16 protein-coding genes are annotated in these 19,340 nt (G+C 73.2%); 5 read left to right on the top strand and 11 right to left on the bottom strand.

What is annotated here, in order from left to right; all coding sequences use genetic code 11:
- Positions 1 to 50: 50 nt before the first annotated feature.
- Positions 51 to 416: a hypothetical protein gene (locus BLR33_RS26345; RefSeq protein WP_093787100.1), complete on the bottom strand. Its 366-nt coding sequence runs from the start codon at positions 414 to 416 to the stop codon at positions 51 to 53.
- Positions 417 to 710: 294 nt separating this feature from the next.
- Between BLR33_RS26345 and BLR33_RS26340 the strand changes: the two genes are divergently transcribed.
- The 3 genes from BLR33_RS26340 to BLR33_RS26330 are packed head-to-tail and all read left to right on the top strand — an operon-like array spanning position 711 to position 4,836.
- Positions 711 to 2,192 (top strand): FGGY family carbohydrate kinase, encoded by a 1,482-nt coding sequence (locus BLR33_RS26340; RefSeq protein ID WP_093787099.1) that lies wholly within the window; start codon positions 711 to 713, stop codon positions 2,190 to 2,192.
- Positions 2,192 to 3,595, top strand: a complete 1,404-nt coding sequence (locus BLR33_RS26335; protein WP_093787098.1) for an NAD(P)/FAD-dependent oxidoreductase — start codon at positions 2,192 to 2,194, stop codon at positions 3,593 to 3,595. The genes BLR33_RS26340 and BLR33_RS26335 overlap by 1 nt, the downstream gene beginning before the upstream one ends.
- Positions 3,592 to 4,836, top strand: a complete 1,245-nt coding sequence (locus BLR33_RS26330) for an NAD(P)/FAD-dependent oxidoreductase (protein ID WP_093787097.1) — start codon at positions 3,592 to 3,594, stop codon at positions 4,834 to 4,836. The genes BLR33_RS26335 and BLR33_RS26330 overlap by 4 nt, the downstream gene beginning before the upstream one ends.
- A 36-nt stretch (positions 4,837 to 4,872) precedes the next feature.
- Here BLR33_RS26330 and BLR33_RS26325 read toward each other — a convergent pair whose 3' ends face one another.
- Complete coding sequence (locus tag BLR33_RS26325; protein WP_093787096.1) at positions 4,873 to 5,670, bottom strand: hypothetical protein; 798 nt, start codon at positions 5,668 to 5,670, stop codon at positions 4,873 to 4,875.
- A 272-nt stretch (positions 5,671 to 5,942) separates the two neighbouring features.
- Between BLR33_RS26325 and BLR33_RS26320 the strand changes: the two genes are divergently transcribed.
- Complete coding sequence (locus BLR33_RS26320; RefSeq protein WP_218136704.1) at positions 5,943 to 9,317, top strand: discoidin domain-containing protein; 3,375 nt, start codon at positions 5,943 to 5,945, stop codon at positions 9,315 to 9,317.
- 109 nt (positions 9,318 to 9,426) lie between these two features.
- Here the strand turns inward: BLR33_RS26320 and BLR33_RS26315 are convergent, their stop codons facing one another.
- The 6 genes from BLR33_RS26315 to BLR33_RS26290 all read right to left on the bottom strand — a co-directional run bounded on the left by BLR33_RS26315 (position 9,427) and on the right by BLR33_RS26290 (position 16,167).
- Entirely contained in the window at positions 9,427 to 10,482 is a 1,056-nt protein-coding gene (locus BLR33_RS26315; RefSeq protein WP_093787094.1) for an NAD(+)/NADH kinase, read from the bottom strand.
- 122 nt (positions 10,483 to 10,604) lie between these two features.
- Positions 10,605 to 11,519 carry a carbohydrate ABC transporter permease gene (locus BLR33_RS26310; protein WP_093787093.1) on the bottom strand — a complete coding sequence of 305 codons (915 nt, stop codon included), beginning with the start codon at positions 11,517 to 11,519 and terminating at the stop codon, positions 10,605 to 10,607.
- Positions 11,516 to 12,448, bottom strand: a complete 933-nt coding sequence (locus BLR33_RS26305; protein ID WP_093787092.1) for a carbohydrate ABC transporter permease — start codon at positions 12,446 to 12,448, stop codon at positions 11,516 to 11,518. The genes BLR33_RS26310 and BLR33_RS26305 overlap by 4 nt, the downstream gene beginning before the upstream one ends.
- Positions 12,445 to 13,839, bottom strand: coding sequence for an ABC transporter substrate-binding protein (locus BLR33_RS26300; protein WP_093787091.1), 1,395 nt, complete (start codon positions 13,837 to 13,839; stop codon positions 12,445 to 12,447). Before BLR33_RS26300 ends, BLR33_RS26305 begins: the two co-directional genes overlap by 4 nt.
- Before the next feature lie 46 nt (positions 13,840 to 13,885).
- Positions 13,886 to 14,983: an enolase C-terminal domain-like protein gene (locus BLR33_RS26295; protein ID WP_093787090.1), complete on the bottom strand. Its 1,098-nt coding sequence runs from the start codon at positions 14,981 to 14,983 to the stop codon at positions 13,886 to 13,888.
- Positions 14,984 to 15,285: 302 nt separating this feature from the next.
- Positions 15,286 to 16,167: a FadR/GntR family transcriptional regulator gene (locus BLR33_RS26290; RefSeq protein WP_093787089.1), complete on the bottom strand. Its 882-nt coding sequence runs from the start codon at positions 16,165 to 16,167 to the stop codon at positions 15,286 to 15,288.
- Positions 16,168 to 16,475: 308 nt separating this feature from the next.
- On the opposite strand from BLR33_RS26290, the gene BLR33_RS26285 reads away from it, so the two are divergent.
- Positions 16,476 to 16,799: an L-rhamnose mutarotase gene (locus tag BLR33_RS26285; protein ID WP_093787088.1), complete on the top strand. Its 324-nt coding sequence runs from the start codon at positions 16,476 to 16,478 to the stop codon at positions 16,797 to 16,799.
- Positions 16,800 to 16,894: 95 nt separating this feature from the next.
- On the opposite strand, the gene ppk2 is transcribed toward BLR33_RS26285, so the two are convergent.
- From ppk2 to BLR33_RS26270, 3 genes are read right to left on the bottom strand one after another with little or no spacing between them, the layout of a single operon-like run.
- On the bottom strand, positions 16,895 to 17,773 hold the full coding sequence (ppk2, locus tag BLR33_RS26280) for a polyphosphate kinase 2 (protein WP_093787195.1): 879 nt from the start codon (positions 17,771 to 17,773) through the stop codon (positions 16,895 to 16,897).
- A 42-nt stretch (positions 17,774 to 17,815) separates the two neighbouring features.
- A complete protein-coding gene (locus BLR33_RS26275; RefSeq protein ID WP_093787087.1) occupies positions 17,816 to 18,046 on the bottom strand; it encodes a hypothetical protein in 231 nt (76 codons plus the stop codon).
- A 46-nt stretch (positions 18,047 to 18,092) separates the two neighbouring features.
- Positions 18,093 to 19,241, bottom strand: a complete 1,149-nt coding sequence (locus tag BLR33_RS26270) for an inorganic phosphate transporter (RefSeq protein WP_093787086.1) — start codon at positions 19,239 to 19,241, stop codon at positions 18,093 to 18,095.
- Positions 19,242 to 19,340 lie beyond the last annotated feature (99 nt).

The following is a 19,340-nucleotide window of genomic DNA, read 5'->3' as shown; positions in this document are numbered from 1 at the left end:
GACCCGACCTCGCACGTTCTCGCACGTCCTCCCCCGTCCTCCCCGGACTTTCACACCACCCTCGCACCCGCCCTGCGCGTGGGCACCGCGTGGGCCCGCAGCACCGCCTCCAGCGCGGACGGGTCGTCCGGGGTGATGAACGGCCGGACCCTGCGGCCCACGTCGAGGACGAAGCCCTCGCTCTTGCCCATCCGGCCGGGGTCCAGGCTCGCCCACAGCCGCGGGTTGGCGGTGCCCCAGATGCGGGCCGCGCCGGTGAGCGGGCCGACCGGGACGCGGAGCGCAAAGCGGATCGCGGTGTAGGGGATCGTCTTGGCGCCCCACGGGAAGTAGTAGCCGCGGATGCGCACCGCGTCGGCGGTGCAGGAGATCCAGCGGTCGCGGTAGCCGTCCGCGGCGCCCTGTGTGTCCGTCATGCCGTCGAGTCTGCCCCCGTCCGTGCGGCCGGGCGCCTGCCGGGACGCGGCCGGGGTGAGGGTCGGGGACGATGAGGAGCAGGGGACGGCGTGCGTGCCGCGCAGGGGCGGCGCACCTGTCCTCCGAGGTCACGCGCGCCTCGCGCGCCCCCCGCGCGCCCCCCTTGCCGACGCGCCGCGGCATCCGCGGGATCGCCGCGCACGACCCGGCGATCACCCTATTCTCGTGCCCAGCCCGCCTCCGCCCCCGGACATCGGACTCTCGTCAGGAACCCACCCTCGAAAGGCACGACAGTGACGACGATCCTCGCCATCGACCAGGGCACCTCCTCGACCAAGGCGGTCGTGCACGACGAGGAGGAGGGCGTCGTCGCGGTGGCCGACGAGCCGGTCCGCCCGGCGTACCTCGACGGCGGCCGGGTCGAGCAGGACCCCGAGGAGCTGCTGCGCTCGGTGCTGGAGGCCGGCCGGCGCGCGGTGGCGTCGGCGGGCCGCGCGATCGACGCGGTCACGCTGGCCAATCAGGGCGAGACCGTGCTCGCCTGGGACCCGGCCACCGGGCGCCCGCTCACCCGCGCGCTGGTCTGGCAGGACAGCCGCGCCTCGGTGGTCTGCGACGAGCTGGCCGAGCACCGGGACAAGGTCGCCCACCGCACCGGCCTGGTGCTCGACCCGTACTTCTCGGCGCCGAAGATGGCGTGGATACGGCGGGTGTGGACGGGCGAGGGCGTGGTGAGCACCATCGACTCCTGGCTGCTGCACCGGCTGACGGGCGAGTTCGTCACCGACGCGGCGACCGCGGGGCGCTCGCTGCTCACCGACATCGACACCGCGGCCTGGGACCCGGAGATGCTGGAGCTGTTCGGGCTGGGCGGCGAGCGGCTGCCGCGGATGGCCGACTGCGACGAGATCGTCGGCACCACGACCGCGTTCGGCGCCGAGGTGCCGGTCGGCGGGCTGGTGGTGGACCAGCAGGCCGCGCTGCTGGCGCAGGGCTGCCTGCAGCCGGGCGAGGCGAAGTGCACCTACGGCACGGGGGCCTTCCTGCTCGCCAACACCGGTGGGGCGCCGGTGCGTTCGGCGGCGGGCCTGACGGCCTCGGTGGCCTGGCGGGTGCGCGGCCGCACCACGTACTGCCTGGACGGGCAGGTCTACACCGCGGCGTCCGCGGTGCGCTGGCTGCAGGAGCTGGGTTTCGTGGACTCCGCGGCCGACCTGGACCGGGTGGCGGCCGAGGACTGCGCCGAGGTGCTGTGCGTACCGGCCTTCGCCGGGCTCGCCGCCCCCTGGTGGCGCGCGGAGGCGACCGCCTCGCTGACCGGCATGACGCTGGCCACCCGCCCCGGGCACGTGGTCCTCGCGGTGCTCCAGGGGATCGCGGCCCAGGTGTGCGGGCTGAGCGACCTGGTCGAGGAAGGGCTTGGCAGCGGATCGCGCCGGCTGCGGGTGGACGGCGGGCTGACCCGCAGCCGCGCGCTCCTGCAGGCGCAGGCCGACCTGCTGCAGGCACCGGTGGAGGTCTACCCCTTCCCGCACGCCACCGCCCTGGGCGCGGCCGCCTTCGCCCGGCTCGCGCTGGACCCCGCGCGGGAGCTGGCCGACGTGCTGCCCGCCTGGCGGCCGCAGACCGTGCTGGAGCCGCGCTGGTCTGCCGACCGGGCGGCGGAGTTCCTGGCCCGCTGGCGGGCCACCGCGGAGGCGGTGCTCGCGGTGGGTGCGGCAGGCGCGCCGGACGCGGCGGGCGCCGAGACCGCCGAGCCGGTGGGCGCGCGCTGATGCCCGGAGCGGACGGGACCGTCTGGGACGTCGCGGTGATCGGCGCCGGCATCGTCGGCGCCGCCATCGCCCGCGAACTGTCGGGGTTCGGCCTGACGGTGGCGCTGCTGGAGGCCCGCGACGACGTCGGCGACGGCACGAGCAAGGCCAACACCGCGATCCTGCACACCGGTTTCGACGCGAAGCCGGGCACCCTGGAGTCGCGGCTGGTCCGCGAGGGCCACCGCCTGCTCGGCTCCTACGCACGGGCGGCGGGCATCCCCGTGGAGCGCACCGGCGCCCTGATGGTCGCCTGGACGCCCGAGGATCTGGCGGCGCTGCCCGCGCTGCGCGAGAAGGCCGAGGCCAACGGCTACGACCGGTGCGAGCTGGTCGGCCCGCAGGAGGTCTACCGCCAGGTGCCCGCCCTGGGCGAAGGGGCGCTCGGCGGGATGACGGTGCCGGACGAGTCGATCACCTGCACCTGGACCGTCAACCTCGCGCTGGCCACCGACGCGCGGCAGCGCGGCGCCCGAGTGCTGCTGCGGCACGCGGTGACCGCGGTGGGCACCGCGGGCGACGGCACCACGACCCTGCACACCACCGGCGGCCTGGTGCGCTGCCGCTGGACGGTCAACGCGGCCGGACTCGGCGCCGACACCGTCGACCGGCTCTTCGGCCACGACCGCTTCACCATCACCCCGCGCCGCGGTGAGCTGCTCGTCTTCGACAAGCTCGCCCGGCCGCTGGCCGACCGCATCGTGCTGCCGGTGCCGGGCAAGACGGGCAAGGGCGTGCTGATCTCCCCGACCGTCTACGGCAATGTGATGCTCGGGCCCACCGCCGAGGACTTCACCGACCGCCGGGCGACCGGCACGTCGGAGAGCGGCTTCGCCTTCCTGCGGGACAAGGGCGAACGGCTGATGCCCTCGCTCATGCGCGAGGAGGTCACCGCGAGCTACGCGGGGCTGCGCGCGGCCACCGGGCGCGAGGACTACCTCGTCGCGGCCGAGCCCGACCAGCGCTACGTCCTGGTCGGCGGCATCCGCTCCACCGGCCTGTCGGCGGGGATGGCGATCGCCGAGCACGTCCGCTCGCTGCTCGCCGACTGCGGGCTCGCCCTCACCCCGCGCACGGACCTGCCCGCGCCGCCGCGCATGCCGAACCTCGGCGAGGCGTTCCGGCGCCCGTACCAGGACGCCGAGTTGATCGCGGCCGACCCCGAGTACGGTCGGGTGGTGTGCTTCTGCGAGCGGGTCACCGCGGGCGAGATACGTGACGCCTGCACCTCGGCGCTGCCGCCGGCCGGTCCCGAGGGGCTGCGGCGCAGGACGCGGGCGATGAACGGCCGCTGCCAGGGCTTCTCCTGCGCGGCCGCCGTCACCGACCTGATGGAGCGTCACCTTCCGGCGGGCGCCCGGTGACCGCGCAGGTGCTCACCCCCGACGCCGTGGTCGTCGGCGCCGGGCCCGCGGGGCTGACGGCGGCGGCCGTCCTCGCCCGGCGCGGCGCCCGCGTACTGGTGCTGGACCGCGAGGACACCCCCGGCGGCATCCCCCGGCACAGCGACCACACCGGCTACGGCCTGCGCGACCTGCGCCGCCTCGTCTCCGGCCCCGCCTACGCCGCACGCCTCGCGGAGACCGCCCGGCAGGCGGGCGCCGACATCCGCACCCGGGCCATGGTGACCCACTGGACGGGCGAGCGCTCCCTGGCGGTCACCACCCCCGGCGGGCTGCTCGACGTCCGGGCCGAGGCCGTGCTGCTGGCCACGGGCGCGCGCGAACGCCCCCGCCCGGCCCGGATGATCCCCGGCGACCGCCCCCAAGGCGTCTACACCACCGGCCAGTTGCAGACCCTCGTGCACGGCGGCCACCGCGAGGTGGGCAGCCGGGCCGTCGTGGTGGGCGCGGAGGCGGTGAGCTGGTCGGCGGTGCTCACGCTGCGCGCGGCCGGCTGCCGCACCACCTTGATGACCACCCGGCACGCGCGCCCGGAGGCGTATGCGGCCTTCACCGTGCCCGGCCGTACCGTCCTCGGGGTTCCCATCGCCACGGGCACCCGGGTCACGCGTATCAGCGGCCGCGGGCGGGTGGAGTCCGTGGAGATCGAGCAGATCGCCACGGGGCGACGGCGCACCGTCGCGTGCGACACGGTCGTGCTGACCGGGGACTGGGTGCCCGACCACGAACTGGCCCGCACCGCCGGCCTCGTGATGGACCCGGGCACCCTCGGCCCCGTCGTGGACACCGCGCTGCGCACGAGCGCGCCCGGCGTCTTCGCGGCGGGCAACCTCCTGCACCCGGTGGACACCGCCGAGGCCGCCGCGCTCGACGGCGCCCACGCCGCGGAACGCATCGCCCGCCGGCTGGCGTCCCCCGAGACCCCCGCCCCGGGCGTCCCCCTGCTCGCCGAGCCCCCCTTCCGCTGGGTCGCCCCCCAGCTCCTGCGCCCCGGCGACCCCGCTCCGCCCCGCGGCCGCCTCCTCCTGTGGCCCGAGACCCATGTCCCCTTCCCCCGCCTGACGGCCCGCCAGGACGACCGCACTCTGCTGCGCCGCCGCCTCCCCTGGCCCGCCGCCCCCGGCCGCGTCCTGCGCCTCCCCTGGCCCCCCGCCCTCCCCCTGGACCCCAAGGCCGGCCCGGTGACCATCGGCCTGGCCTGAGCCCAATCTCACGGGGCCGCCAGTGCGGTGCCGGGCTCAGAGGTCGAGGACCGGCCGGGTGGAGCAGTCCCCCCACATGTCCTCGCCGTCGGGCCCGTACACGAAGTCGGCCATGCCGGGGTTGCGGTTGGCGGTGGCCAGCGGAAGCCACGCGAGCAGGGTGCCATAGCCGCCGCAGACCGACTCGCCGCCGTCCCCGCCGTGGACCGCCCCGGTGTCACCGGTCAGCTCGGCGCTGTAGGTGTCGTGGGCGATGCGCAGGCCGAAGGCGTTGGCCCGGCGGTGCGGGCCGGTACGGTCCCCGTACGGTATGCGGTCCAGCGGGCAGTCGTTCCCCCACCGGAAGAGGGTGCCCGCGCCGGCGCCGCAGGCGTGCTCCCACTCGTCGGCCGTCGGCATCCGCAGGCCCTGGGCGGCCAGGGCGGCGGGCATGTCGGCGGGTGCCTCCGTCAGCTTCTCGTCCGCCACGGCCATCAGTACGGTCCTCAGTTCGGCGCTGCGCCAGGGGCTGAGCACGCGCGCGAGGTGCTCGCGCAGGTCGGCTCCGTACCCGAAGCCCTGCGCCGTGCTCTCCGTGTAGTCGGCGGCCTGGTCGGGAGCCGGCTCGAAGCCCTCCAGGTCGAACCCGACCTGCACGGCCCCGCCCGGGACGAGCGCGAACTCCCGCCCGCCGCGGGCCACCCGCACCCGGTAGAGCCGGCCGCCGCGGTGCTCCCCCTCCTCCACCGCGACCACTTCCCCCTCGGCCTCACGCGCGACATCGCGTGCGATCCGCCGCACGTCGCCCCCGTCGAAGCCCCGCCACTGCTCCAGCGTGAGATCACCAAGCCCCATGCCCGCAGTCTGCCACCGCCCACCGACACCGCCGGCGCGCCGCCCGAAGCGCCGTACGGCGGGGGCCGCAGGCCCAACAGCCGGGGCCGGCCCGCCGGGAGGAGCCGCGCACGGTTTGCCGAGGCTTGACCCGCGCGGGTTGACGGGTGGCGGCTGCCGGGCGGTACTCTCCGGGGCGGAGAGCGCTCTCCCGCGTGGTCCTCCCCCACCCCCCACCGTGAGAGTGAGCGATGTCTGTCAGTTATCGGGTGACGGCACGTCATCCGCGAAGAATGCCCTCGGCCTGGCTCGCCGCCGCGGCCGTGCTGGCCCTGCTCGCCGCCCTGTTCGGCAGCAGCGGCAACGCGCACGCGGCCGGGGCCACCCTGCTCTCGCAGGGCAAGCCCGCCACCGCCTCCTCCACCGAGAACGCCGGCACCCCGGCCTCCGCGGCCGTGGACGGCGACACGGGGACCCGCTGGTCCTCGGCCGCCGCCGACCCCCAGTGGCTCCAAGTGGACCTCGGCGCGAACGCCACCGTCACCCAGGTCGTCCTGCAGTGGGAGACCGCCTACGCCAAGGCGTTCCAGATCCAGGTCTCCTCCGACGGCTCCACCTGGACGCCCGCCTACTCCACCACCACCGGCACCGGCGGCACCCAGACGCTCGCCGTAAACGCTTCCGGCCGCTACATCAGGATGTACGGCACCGTCCGCGCCACCGGATACGGCTACTCCCTGTGGGAGTTCCAGGTCTACGGCACCCTGGACGGCGGCACCGGCGCCGCCTGCGGCAGCGCGAACGCCGCCCTCGACCAGCCCGCGACCGCCTCCTCCACCGAGAACGCCGGCACCCCCGCCTCGGCCGCCGTGGACGGCGACGCCGGCACCCGCTGGTCCTCGGCCGCCGCCGACCCCCAGTGGCTCCAGGTGGACCTCGGCTCCAGCGTGACGATCTGCCAGGTCGTCCTGCAGTGGGAGACCGCCTACGGCACGGCCTTCCAGATCCAGGTCTCCGCCAACGGCTCGACATGGTCGCCGATCTACTCCACGACGACCGGCACCGGCGGCACCCAGACCCTCACCGTCTCCGGCACCGGCCGCTACATCCGCATGTACGGCACCGCCCGCGCCACCGGATACGGCTACTCGCTCTGGGAGTTCGCCGTGCACACCGGCGGCAGCGGCGGCACCGGCCCCGGCGACGGCTGCGGCACCACCAACGCCGCCCTCGGCCACCCGGCCACCGCGTCCTCGGTGCAGGACGGGGACCAGGGCTACGCGGCCCCCTACGGCGTGGACGGCAGCACCGTCACCCGCTGGTCCAGCGACTACTCCGACCCGCAGTGGTACGAGGTGGACCTCGGCGCGAGCCTGCCGGTCTGCAAGGTCGTCCTGGACTGGGAGAACGCCTACGCCTCCGCGTTCCAGATCCAGCTGTCGGCCGACGGCACCAACTGGAGCAGCGTCTACTCCACGACGACCGGCACCGGCGGCACCCAGACCCTCACCGTCTCCGGCACCGGCCGCTACATCCGCATGTACGGCACCGCCCGGGCCACCGGGTACGGCTACGCCCTGTGGGAGTTCCAGGTCTACACGGTCGGCGACGTCACCGGCACCATCCCGCCGCCGGTCACGCACCCCGCGCCCGGCTCGTGCCCGTGGGTGAACACCCCCGGCACCGCCACCGCCACCCGGGTCGCCCAGCTGATGGGCCAGATGTCGCTGCAGCAGAAGGTGAACCTGCTGCACGGCACCGACGAGCCGGACTACATCGGCAAGATCCTCGGCGACCCCTCGCTGTGCATCCCCGACCTCACCTTCGAGGACGGCCCGGCCGGTGTCGGCGACGGGCTCGGCGGCGTCACCCAGATGCCCTCCGGCCTGGTCTCGGCCGCGACCTTCGACACCGACTACGAGCACCAGTACGGCGACGCGGTCGGCCAGGAGTTCGCCGGCAAGGGCGTGGACGTGGCGCTCGGCCCGACGGTGAACATCGTCCGTGACCCGCGCTGGGGCCGCTCCTACGAGACCTTCGGCGAGGACCCGTACCTGTCGGGGCAGATGGGCGCCGCCGACATCGAGGGCATCCAGGACCAGGGCGTGATGGCCGAGGTCAAGCACGCGGCCGCGTACAACATCGAGCAGCCGGCCGGCACCGTGCAGGTGGACGCCCGCACGCTGCAGGAGATCTACCTGCCGGCCTTCCAGACCGCCATCCAGCAGGGCGGGGCGGCCGCGGTGATGTGCGCGTACAGCAACGTCAACAACGAGCCCTCCTGCCAGAACCCGGACATCCTCAACAAGGGCCTGTACCAGCAGGCCGGGTTCACCGGCTTCGTCACCTCCGACTGGGGCGCGATCCACTCCACGGTGGAGTCGGCCAACGCCGGCCTGACGGTGGAGATGCCGGGCGGCTACTACTACGCCGACTACCTGATCCAGGCGGTCCAGGACGGCCAGGTCACCCAGGCCACGCTGGACACGATGGTCTCGCGGGTGCTCACCCAGATGTTCCGCTTCGGGCTGTTCGACAAGGCGCCCTCCGGCTCCACCTCGGCGATCGTCACCACCCCTGCGCACGCGCAGGTCGCGCTGCGGGGCGACGAGGAGGGCACGGTGCTGCTGAAGAACAACGGGCTGCTGCCGCTGAACGCCTCCCAGCTGTCCTCGGTCGCGGTGATCGGCCAGGACGCCGGCCCCGGCGCGCAGACCATCGGCGGCGGCAGCGGCACCGTCACCAGCCCCGGCACGTACACCCCGATCATCGGCATCCAGGACCGGCTGGCCGGCACGAACACCAAGGTGACCTACAACGACGGCACCGACACCGGCTCGGCGGCCGCGCTGGCCGGCTCCTCGGACGTCGCGGTGGTCTTCGCCAGTGACAACTACGGCCACGAGGAGGCGGACAACACCTCGCTGAACCTGCCGGGCAACCAGGACGCCCTGATCGAGGCGGTCGCGGCGGCCAACCCGCACACGATCGTCGTGCTCAACGACAACTCGGCGATCCTCATGCCGTGGCTCAACCAGGTGGCGGGCGTCTTCGAGGGCTTCTACGACGGGCAGGTGTGGGGCCAGGCCATCGCGGCCCTGCTGTTCGGCGACGCCAACCCCTCGGGCCACCTGCCCGTGACGTTCCCGACCTCGCTGTCGCAGGTGCCGGCGAGCACCACCGCCCAGTGGCCGGGCCAGAACGGCACCGTGCAGTACAGCGAGGGCCTCGATGTGGGATACCGGTGGTACGACGCGAAGAACGTCGCGCCGCTCTTCCCCTTCGGCTACGGCCTGTCCTACACCACCTTCTCCTTCTCCAACCTCCATGTCGGCGCGATGAGCGGCAACCAGGCCACCGTCACCGCGACCGTCACCAACACCGGCAGCAGAGCAGGCGCGGAGGTCGCCCAGCTCTACGTCGGCGACCCGGGCGCGGCGGGTGAGCCGCCCCACCAGCTGAAGGGGTTCCAGCGCATCTCGCTGGCCCCGGGCGCCTCGGGCACGGTCACCTTCACGCTCACCCCGCGTGACCTGGCCGCCTGGGACACCGGCGCCGGCAAGTGGACGGCGGCTGCCGGGGGTTACCAGATCCTCGTCGGCGACTCCTCCCGCAACCTGCCGCTGTCGGGCACGCTCACCCTGGCGACGTCCATGACCGCGCACTGAAGGGCCGCGCACTGAGGTCCGCGAGATCCCGGGCCGCGCCGCTCCCCTGACGGGGCGGCGCGGCCCGGCCGCTTGTCCGGCGCCCGAGGGCGAACGGATCAGGGCGCGCTCACGGCGCGGGCGGCGGGAGCCTCAGCTCGGCCATGTCGGCCGGGACCTCCGGGGTGGGGGCCGGGAAGAGCGGCGGGGCCACCCCGTCGGCCTCGGTGGCGGGCGCGTCGGCGAGCCGGAAGCGCTCGCGCAGCCGCTGGTAGAAGTCGGTGCCGCCGAGCCGGACGAGGCGCACCGGGCGGCCGGAGGGGTAGACGCCGATCCAGTCGCCGGGGTCCAGCACCCCGCGCACCTCGCCGTCGATACTGACGGCGACCTGCCCGGAGTGCGGCAGGATGCGGGCGGCCACGGGCTCGTCGCGGGCGGCGACGACGCTGCGGTTGAAGGACATGTGCGGGGCGACGGGCGTGAAGACCAGGCCCTGCACGCCGGGCGACAGGACGGGGCCGCCGGCGGCGAAGCTGTAGGCGGTGGAGCCGGTGGGCGTCGCCACGATCGCGGCGTCCGCGGAGTACGAGGCGAGCAGGTGGCCCGCGACGTAGACGGCGACGGCGATCTGCCGGTCCCGCGACAGCTTCTCCAGCACGACGTCGTTGAGGGCGTTCACGTCCATGGCCACGCCCCAGCCGGGCTCGCCGGGCAGCCGCTCGGGCGGGGGCAGCCGCGGGCCGCGCCCGTAGCGCAGCATGAGGGCGTCGACCTCCTCGGGGACGGCCAGCGGGCGCGAGGTGCGCAGGGTGAGTGTCATCCGCTCCTCCTCGCCCGCGCGGTCCTCGTGGACGGCGTCGAGGGCGGCGAGCACCTGGTCCACCGGGACCTCGGTGAGGAAGCCGACGCGGCCGAGGTCGACGCCGAGCACCCGCGCGCCGTCCTTGGCGGCGATCCGCGCGCCGCGCAGGAAGGTGCCGTCGCCGCCGAGGGTGACGATGACGTCGGGGTGGCCGGCGGCCGCGGCCTCCTTGCTGCCGCCCTGGCGGGTGCGGCCCCCGCGCCACACGTCGATGGCGGTGCAGGGGATGCCGTGTTCGGCGCACCAGCCGCGTACCGCCTCGGCGGCCTCGACGGCGGGGGGCCGCCCCTCGTGCACCACGACGCCGAGCCTGCTGACGGGCATGGCGGCCCCTTCCTTCCGCGGCGGCGCCCGCGGCACCCTTCGGCCGCACCGCCCAGGAGACCTCTACCGCATCCGCGCCCGGCCCGCGACCCGCCCCGCGGCAGTTCCGGTGCCCGGACCGCTCACTCCTTGGTGGCTCCGGCGAGCATCCCGGAGACCAGGGTGCGCTGGGAGAAGAGGAAGAGCACCAGCACCGGCAGGATCGCAACGATGATCGCCAGCGCCAGTTCGGGGATGGTGATGTTCAGTCCGGCGCCGGCCACCGGGTTGAACGACGGGGTGGAGGTGAGCAGTTGGTTCAGGCCCACCTGGATCGGGAACTGGTCGCTGTTGGGCAGCACCAGGTAGGGCAGGAAGAAGTTGTTCCAGTTGCCGACGAAGCTGAAGAAGGCGACCAGGCCGATCACCGGTTTGGCCAGCGGCAGCGCGATCCGGGTGAAGAGCTGCCACTGCGAGCAGCCGTCCATGCGGGCGGCGGCGAGCAGGTCGCGCGGCAGGCTGGTGGCGAAGTAGATGTAGACCAGGTACACGCCGAACGGGTAGAAGGAGAACGGCAGGATCACCGACCAGACGGTGCCGATCAGGTGGAAGCGGTTGAGCTCCAGGAAGATCGGCAGCACCAGCGTCGCGGACGGCATGATCATGGTGACCAGGGTGATCACCAGCAGCGTCTTGCGGCCGCGGAAGCGGGTCAGGGCCAGCGCGTAGCCGGCCGGCACGCTGGTGAGCAGGGTCAGCACCAGCGAACCCAGCGAGTACACCGCGGAGTTGCGCAGCCACACCAGCAGCGCGTGGTCCTGGAAGTCGTACAGGTGCCGCCAGGCCCGGCCGACCTGGTGCAGCGACCCGAAGGAGAGCGGGTTGTCGTGCACGATCTGGTCGGCGGTCTTGGTGGGCGCGAGCAGCAGCCACACCACGGGCAGCACGAAGAACACCAGCAGCACGGCCAGCAGGACGCCGACGACCAGCGCCGAGACGGCCCGGGACGGGGTGGCGCGCCGGGCGGCGGCGCGCGGGGCGGGAGCGAGGGGTGTCATGTCTCATCCAACGTGAACATGTTCGAGCGGGCGACGAGCAGGCCGGCGCAGATCAGGCCGAGCGCCAGCAGGAAGACCGAGATGGCGGCGGCGCCGTTGAAGTCGCCCTGCTGGAAGGCGTAGACGTAGGCCAGCTGGTTGGGCGACCAGGCGGGGCTCACCCGGCCCAGGCTCGCGGTCTGCAGCAGTTGCGGCTCGACGAACAGCTGGGTGCCGCCGGCGAACGCGAGGATGGTCATGTAGGCGATCCACTGCCGGATCATCGGGATCTGGATGTGCCAGGCGGTGCGCCAGGGCCCGGCGCCGTCCATCCGGGCGGCCTCGATGACCTCGTCGGGGATGTTGTTCAGCGCCCCGTACATCACCACCATCCAGCCGCCGGCGCCGGTCCAGAAGGCGATCAGCATGAAGATCACCGGCAGGTTGCCGGGCGCGAGCACGGCGGCGAAGGTGTGCAGGCCGAGCCGGTCCAGCAGCCAGGAGACCGGGCTGACGTCCGGGTCGAGCATGAACAGCCAGACCAGCACGCTCGCCACGCCGGCCAGGGCGCCGGGGATGTAGTAGAGGAAGCGCAGCAGCGCGGACAGGCCCGGCCGGACCCGGCTGCGCAGCAGGACGGCGGCGAGCACGGTGAGCACGACCAGCGTGACCAGCCACAGCACCAGGTAGAGCAGCACATGGCTGAAGGCGGGCCCGAACCGGTAGTCGCGGACCACCTTGGTGAACTGGTTGAACCCGGTGAACTGCCCGGCGGAGTTGGTGAAGGCCAGGTAGAAGGCGTAGCAGGTGGGGAAGACGCCGAAGGCGAGCAGCAGCACCGCGTATCCGGCGACGAAGAACCAGCCGGCGGACCCGCGGCCCCACCGCCGCGGCCGGGAGCCGCGGCGGGGGGCGGAGGCGGTGACCTGCCGGGTTGCCAGCAGGGTCATTGGTTGGTCACCTGGTATCCGTCGGCCTTGGCCTCGTTGCTGATGGCGCTCTGCCAGGCGGGCAGGGTCGCGGTGAGGGACTTGCCCGCGGTCAGCGCCGGCAGCACCACGCTGGACCAGGCGGTGGCGTCGGAGAACTTCGTGTTCGACCAGCCGGTCCACACCTCGTCGGCCGCCTGCCGGAAGGGGCCGCTGACGTCGGTGGCGAAGTAGTCGCGGTTGGCGGGGTTGGCCAGCCACGCGGTGGCCGCCGGGCCGTAGGCGGGGTAGGTGGGCGCGGCGGCCTGGTTGGCGTCGGAGGTGGTCAGCCAGGTGGCCAGGTCGGTGGACGCCTTGAGGTTCGTGCTGTGCGAGGAGACCATCCACACGCCGCCGCCGACGTTGCCGGTGCTGGCCGTGCTCTCACCGGGCCAGGTGAGCGGGGCGGCCGCCGCCATCTGCTTGGCGGGGGTGTGGAAGGCGCTCTTGAACAGGTACTGGCCGTACCAGGACGGGCCGTTGGCCATCAGCACCTTGGAGCCGCTGTCCTTGGCGAAGCCCTGGCTGAAGAAGCCCTGGGTGGTGACCGCCTTGGCGGAGATCAGCTTGTCCAGCAGTGTGGACATCCGGGTGCAGTTCGGGTCCTTCAGCGCCACCCGCAGGGTGTTCGGCTTGACCAGGTCGAACGCCGGGCACTGGCTGGACCAGAAGTAGGACTCCTGGGAGTTGGTGTCGCCGACCGAGCCGACCAGGTAGCCGGGGTGCTCCTTGGCGACCTTCTCGCCCAGCGCCTCGTACTCGGGCCAGGTGGTGGGGACCTTGTAGCCCCAGCGGTCCATGAGCGTCTTGTTGTACCAGAGGACGACCTGGGCGATGTCGTTGCGCAGGCAGTAGGTGTGCCCGTTGAACTGGCAGGGGGTCAGCGAGCCCTTGGCGAAGTTGTTCAGGGTGCTCGCCGGGACCAGGTTCTCGTCCAGCGGGGCGGCGAAGGGCACCGCGCCGGGCTTGGTGGGCGCCGAGGCCCAGGTGACGTCGGTGGGGGTGCCGAAGACGACGTCGGGCCAGCCGCTGCCGGTGCGGTCGAAGAGCTGCACCTTGGTCTGCAGGTAGGTGGAGCCGTCGGCGCCGCCGTCGTAGGTGACGATCTTCATCTTCACGTCGGGGTGCGACTTCTGGTACGCCTGCACGGCCGGCAGCCGGGTGGAGTCGGCCCAGACGGTGATCTGTGAGCCGGGCTTCTGCTTGACCGGCGTGAACGCCGCGTGCCCGGACGCGGCCTTGCCGGAGCCGCTGTTGGTGTCGGCGCTGGCGCAGCCGGTGAGCACGGTGGCCACCGCGGCGGCCAGCACGCCGGCGGCGGCCTGGACGGCTCTGCGCCGCAGGGTGGTTCTCGGAGATCCGGACGACCTCATGGTGGTGCCTTTCTCGGTACGGGGCTCGGTGCGGGAGTGCGGGGGTTCAGCGGGGTTGCTCGACGAAGCGCTCGAGTGCCGCCGGGTAGCCGAAGTCGAGCGGGAGGGCGATGCCGGGGCCGGTCGGGGCCCGGACCAGGCCCCGGTCGTCCACGTGCCGCTCGCGGACGACCGTGGTGGCCGTCACCAGCGACTCGTAGTAGGTGGTGTTGGAGATCGCCATGCACAGGTGGTGGTTGGGGATGTCCGAGCCGTGCACTTCGGCGCGCAGCCGGTAGGCGTCGGCCAGGTGTGCGGTGCGCATGGCGCCGGTGATGCCGCCGCGCAGGGTGGTGCCGGCCCGGACCCCGAAGGTGGCGGCGCCGGCCCGGATGAAGTCGGCGGAGTTCATGTGCGCGCCGTCGGAGGTCTCGGCCACCAGCAGCGGTACGTCGACGCGTTCGGCCAGCTGCCGGTAGGCGCTGACGCTGAACTCCCGCATCGGCTCCTCGTACCAGAGGTAGTCCGCCTCGGCGAGCGCGCGGCCGAGCAGGATCGCGTCGGGCAGGTCGAAGCCGGCCGACCCGTCGTACATCAGCGGCACATCGGGGCCGACGTGGGCGCGCAGCGCCTGGCACAGGGCCGCGTCGCGGCGGGCGTCGCCCCAGGCGTGCAGCTTGATGCCGTGGTAGCCCAGCGCCAGGCACTGGTCGGCGACGTCGAGGAACTCCTCGGTGGTGGCGAAGGTGGAGGTGGATGCGTAGGCGGGGATGGCCTCGCGGAAGCCGCCGAGCAGCTGCCAGACCGGCACCCCGCTCGCGCGGGCGGCCAGGTCCCACAGGGCGGTGTCGATCAGGCCGAGCGTGGGCAACGGCAGTTCGTGGATGCGGTCCAGCTCCCACACCCGGTGCCAGAGCCACTCGCGGCGCAGTGGGTCGGCGCCGAGCAGCTCCTCGCGGAAGACCCGGTCGACCAGCTCCCGCAAGGTGACGGCCGCGCCCGGGCGGGCGAAGAGGGCCACGCCCTCGGCGCCCTCGTCGGTGCCTATGTGCAGGACGGCGCCGTCGCCCACCGGAGCGCTTCCGCTCAGGCCGTGCCTCCAGTGGAAGGGCGGGTCGGCCGCCGGCACGTCGATCCGGTGGACCTCGACATGAGTGATCTTCATCGTGGCTTTCTGTCTGTGTGGGCGGGCCGCCGGCCGCGGCCCCGGGGGCAGTCCTTGCCGCGGGCCGCGGACGGGCGCGGCGGGCTGCCGTGCGCCGGGGATTCGCGGTGGTGCGAGCCGGGTCGTGAAGGGAGCGCTAAGGGCGCACGAAGGGTTGCACGAAGGGTGCGAAACGCACGAAAGGGACGCTGAGGGTGCGCGCGAGGGCGCGCGGGACCGCACGGCGGGCGCGCGGTGCACGGGTGGCGGTGAGGGGGGGCGGCGGCCCGGTCAGGGAGGGCCGCCGCCGGCCGGGACGGGGACTAGGAGACCGAGGTCTCCGGGGGCGGCGGGGCCGCCTGGCCGGCCGCCGCGGGCCGCGGCGGGGCGGTGCGGCGGGCCCTGGCCGCGGGCTGCTGCGGCAGGTCGGTCCCGCCGGGGCGGCCGGCCAGCGTGAACAGCCGGTCGCGGATCTTGCGTTCGAACTGGTGCTGCGTGGTGGCGATGTGATCGGCCATCAGCTCGGCCGCCCGCTCGGGCTCGCCGGAGGCGATGGCCTGGGCGATGGCGATGTGCTGGTGGCCGGCGACCTCCAGCGAGCCGGGCACGTCGCCGTGGAAGAGCAGCACGTCCGACTGTGCAGCTAAACGCCGCACATTGCCGACGCTGGCCCGCAGGAAGACGTTGTGCGCGGCCAGGCCGACCGCGTCGTGGAAGTCGGCGTCGGCGCGGGCGAAGGCGTCGGTGTCGGCGGCCCGGCCGCGCTCCAGCGAGGCGTCGGCGTGCTCCCGGATGGCGCGCACCTCGATCGGGTTGGCCTGGGTGGCGGCCCGGCGGGCCGTCTCCGACTCGATCAGCGTGCGGTAGTCCAGCAGCATCAGGACGTGCTCCATGCTGGTGGGCTGGAAGTGCGCCAGCTGGTCGTCGACGAGGCCGCCGGGCGACTCGGCGACGAAGATGCCGGCGCCGCGCCTGACCTTCAACCGCCCTATGGCGGCCAGCACCTTGACCGCTTCCCGGGTGACGTTGCGCGTCGCGCCCAGGATCTCGGCCAGACCCTGCTCGGTGGGCAGCCGGTCGCCCGGCCGCAGCCCCTGGTCGGCGATGTAGCTGAGCACCTGCTCGGCGACCAGCTCGTATCCCGGCCGGTAGCGGCCCGTCCCCTCCCCGCCGTCTTCGGTCGGGGCCCTGCGCTCTGCTGCCACGGCACGGCTCCTCGTTCGTCACGTGCATTGTCCCGGTCGGCGCCCCTGGTGGCCAATCAGTGGCTCCCAAGTGTCCGACAGCCCCGATGAATCAGGTTCATCGAGCGCCGTCACTATGACATCCGCGTGACGCGAAGGGAAGACCTCGGATGACTCCACCCGGAAATCGCACCAGGAAAACGGTCATATCCTGGCGAAACAACCCCACTTCGGCCGCACGATTGCATGCGAAGGATCAGATGCATAGGGTCCTGCCCTACCGATGAAGCAGATCCGTCACACGGATCGACGCGAAGAGGGGCGGCGCAATGGAGCGCTATGCGGCGGTGATCCGGCTGCGTCCGGAGAAGGAGGCGGAGTACCGCAGGCTGCACGCGGACGCCTGGCCCGGGGTGCTGGCCGCCCTGAAGCGGGCGCACATCGGCAACTACTCCATCTTCCTGCGCGACGGGCTGCTGTTCAGCTACCTGGAGTACGGCGGCACCGACTACGCGGCCGACACCGCCGCCATCGCCGAGGACCCCGTCACCAGGGACTGGTGGGCGCTGACCGACCCGTGCCAGCAGCCCCTGGAGAGCGCGGCCGAGGGTGAGTGGTGGGCGCCCGCCGAGGAGGTGTTCCACCTCGACTGACCCCGGCCGGCCCGACGGACGGTGGACCGACCCCGGCTGAGCCCGACCGGCCGGGGACCGGCCCCGGCCTGACAGGGACCGGCCCGAGCGGCGGTTCAGGGGCGCAGCAGGGAGCGGGCCGCCGCGTCCTCGCCGGCCTCCAGCAGGTTCGCCGCCGCGCCGACGATGAGCGGGTCCGGGGTGCCCACGATCTCGTCGTCGCGGTCGGTGTAGGGGAAGCGGGCCAGCACACTGCGCATGGCCTCCACCCGGGCCCGCTTCTTGTCGTTGGACTTCACCACCGTCCAGGGCGCGTACGCGGTGTCGGTCTCGTGGAACATCGCCACCTTCGCCTCGGTGTACCGGTCCCACCGGTCCAGCGAGGCGAGGTCCATGGGGCTGAGCTTCCACTGCCGCACCGGGTCGACCTGGCGGATGGTGAAGCGGGTGCGCTGCTCGTTGCGGGACACCGAGAACCAGAACTTCACCAGATGGATGCCCTCGTCCACCAGCATCCGCTCGAAGGCGGGCGCCTGCCGCATGAAGCGGTGGTACTCCTCGTCGGTGCAGAAGCCCATCACCCGCTCCACACCGGCCCGGTTGTACCAGGACCGGTCGAACATCACGATCTCCCCGGCCGTCGGCAGGTGCGCCACGTAGCGCTGGAAGTACCACTGGCCGCTCTCGCGCTCGGTCGGCTTCTCCAGGGCGACCACCCGGGCGCCGCGCGGGTTGAGGTGCTCCACGAAGCGCTTGATCGTGCCGCCCTTGCCGGCCGCGTCCCGCCCCTCGAAGACGATCACTATCCGCTGCCCGGTCTCCTTCACCCAGCGCTGCAGCTTCAGCAGCTCGATCTGCTGCAGCCGCTTGTGCCGCTCGTACTCCGGCCGCTCCATGCGGGTGTCGTACGGGTAGTTCTCCCGCCAGGTGTCCACCACCGTGCCGTCCGGGCGGATCAGCACCGGGTCGTCGGTGTCGGTGTAGTCGACGGTCATCCCGGCCAGCAGGGTGGGCTCATCCACCGCGGTCACCTCCGGCTAGTGGAACTGGGGAATGATCAGGTACAGCCCGTAGAGGACGGCGCAGGCGCACACGGTGAAGCAGACGCCCGCCACCTGGCCCTGCGCGCTGCCGGTGGCCCCGTGCGCGCGCGCCTCCTGCCGGGCGGCCAGCGCCCGCACCCCCAGGGCGAAGACGACCACCACCCCGACGGTGGCGCCGAAGGAGACCAGCGCGACCTGTCCCAGCGATCCCCACTTCACGTCCATGGTTGTGCTCCCCTCTCCTGCTTGTCCTGCTCGCCCGACCGGCCGCTCACACGCCCGCCTTGGCGTTCGCGACCTGGCGGACCGGGACGGTGCTGGCGTCGTTCACGTTCCCGGCGTCCACCGGGCTGCGGCGGGACAGCACCACGATGACCGCGGCCACGGCGGCCGCCGCGAGCGCGATCAGCACCGTCCCGAGGGTGCCGCCGTGCACCACCACGCTGGCGGCGACCGCGCCGACGGCGGCGGCCGCGGGCAGCGTCACCAGCCAGGCCAGCGCCATCTGCCCGGCGGTGCCCCAGCGCACCTCGGCGAGCCTGCGGCCGACGCCCGCGCCCAGGATGCCGCCGGAGCACACCTGCGTGGTGGACAGCGCGAAGCCCATGTTCGCGGAGGTCAGGATGACCGCGGTGGAGGCGGACTCCGCCGCGAAGCCCTGCGGGGACTGGATGTCCACGATGCCCTTGCCCATCGTGCGGATGATCCGCCAGCCGCCGATGTAGGTGCCGGTGGCGATGGCCAGGCCGGCGGTGAGGATGACCCACACCGGCGGCCCCGAGCCGGGGGCGAGGGCCCCGCAGGAGATCAGGGCGAGGGTGATGACGCCCATGGTCTTCTGCGCGTCGTTGGTGCCGTGGGCAAGCGAGACCAGGGACGCCGAGGCGATCTGGCCGGTGCGGAAGCCCTTGGCGACGGTGTCGCCGTCCGACCGCCGCGTGAGCCGGTAGGTGAAGTACGTGGCGGCGAGCGCGGCGACACCGGCGACGACCGGCGAGGCCACGGCGGGGATGAGGATCTTGTCGAGCACCTCATTGAAGTGCACGCCCTTGCGTCCCGCCCCCACCCACACCGCGCCGATCAGCCCGCCGAAGAGCGCGTGCGAGGAACTGGACGGCAACCCCAGCAGCCACGTGACGAGATTCCAGACGATAGCGCCGATCAGTCCGGCGAAGATCATGCCCGGGGTGACCAGGTTGTCGGCCACGATCCCGCCCGAGATCGTCCTGGCGACCTCCGTGGAGAGGAACGCGCCGGCCAGGTTGAGCACCCCGCTGATCGCGACCGCCACCTTCGGCCGCAGCGCCCCCGTGGCGATCGAGGTCGCCATGGCGTTCGCGGTGTCGTGGAAGCCGTTGGTGAAGTCGAACGCGAGGGCGGTGACGATGACCATGCTCACGAGGAAGGTGATGTGGTCCATGTCACCAGGAGAGCATTGCTCGGCGTACACAGCGAAACGTACGTGTGAAGGGCCCGTACGTCGCGGCGGCCGTTTTCCCTTCCGCACAGGGGTGACGGA

The sequence above is a fragment of the Actinacidiphila guanduensis genome (assembly GCF_900103985.1).
GTDB classification, from domain to species: Bacteria; Actinomycetota; Actinomycetes; order Streptomycetales; family Streptomycetaceae; genus Actinacidiphila; species Actinacidiphila guanduensis.
The sequence above is the reverse complement of the archived record's forward strand: the minus strand, read 5'-3'. Positions and strand labels throughout refer to the sequence as shown.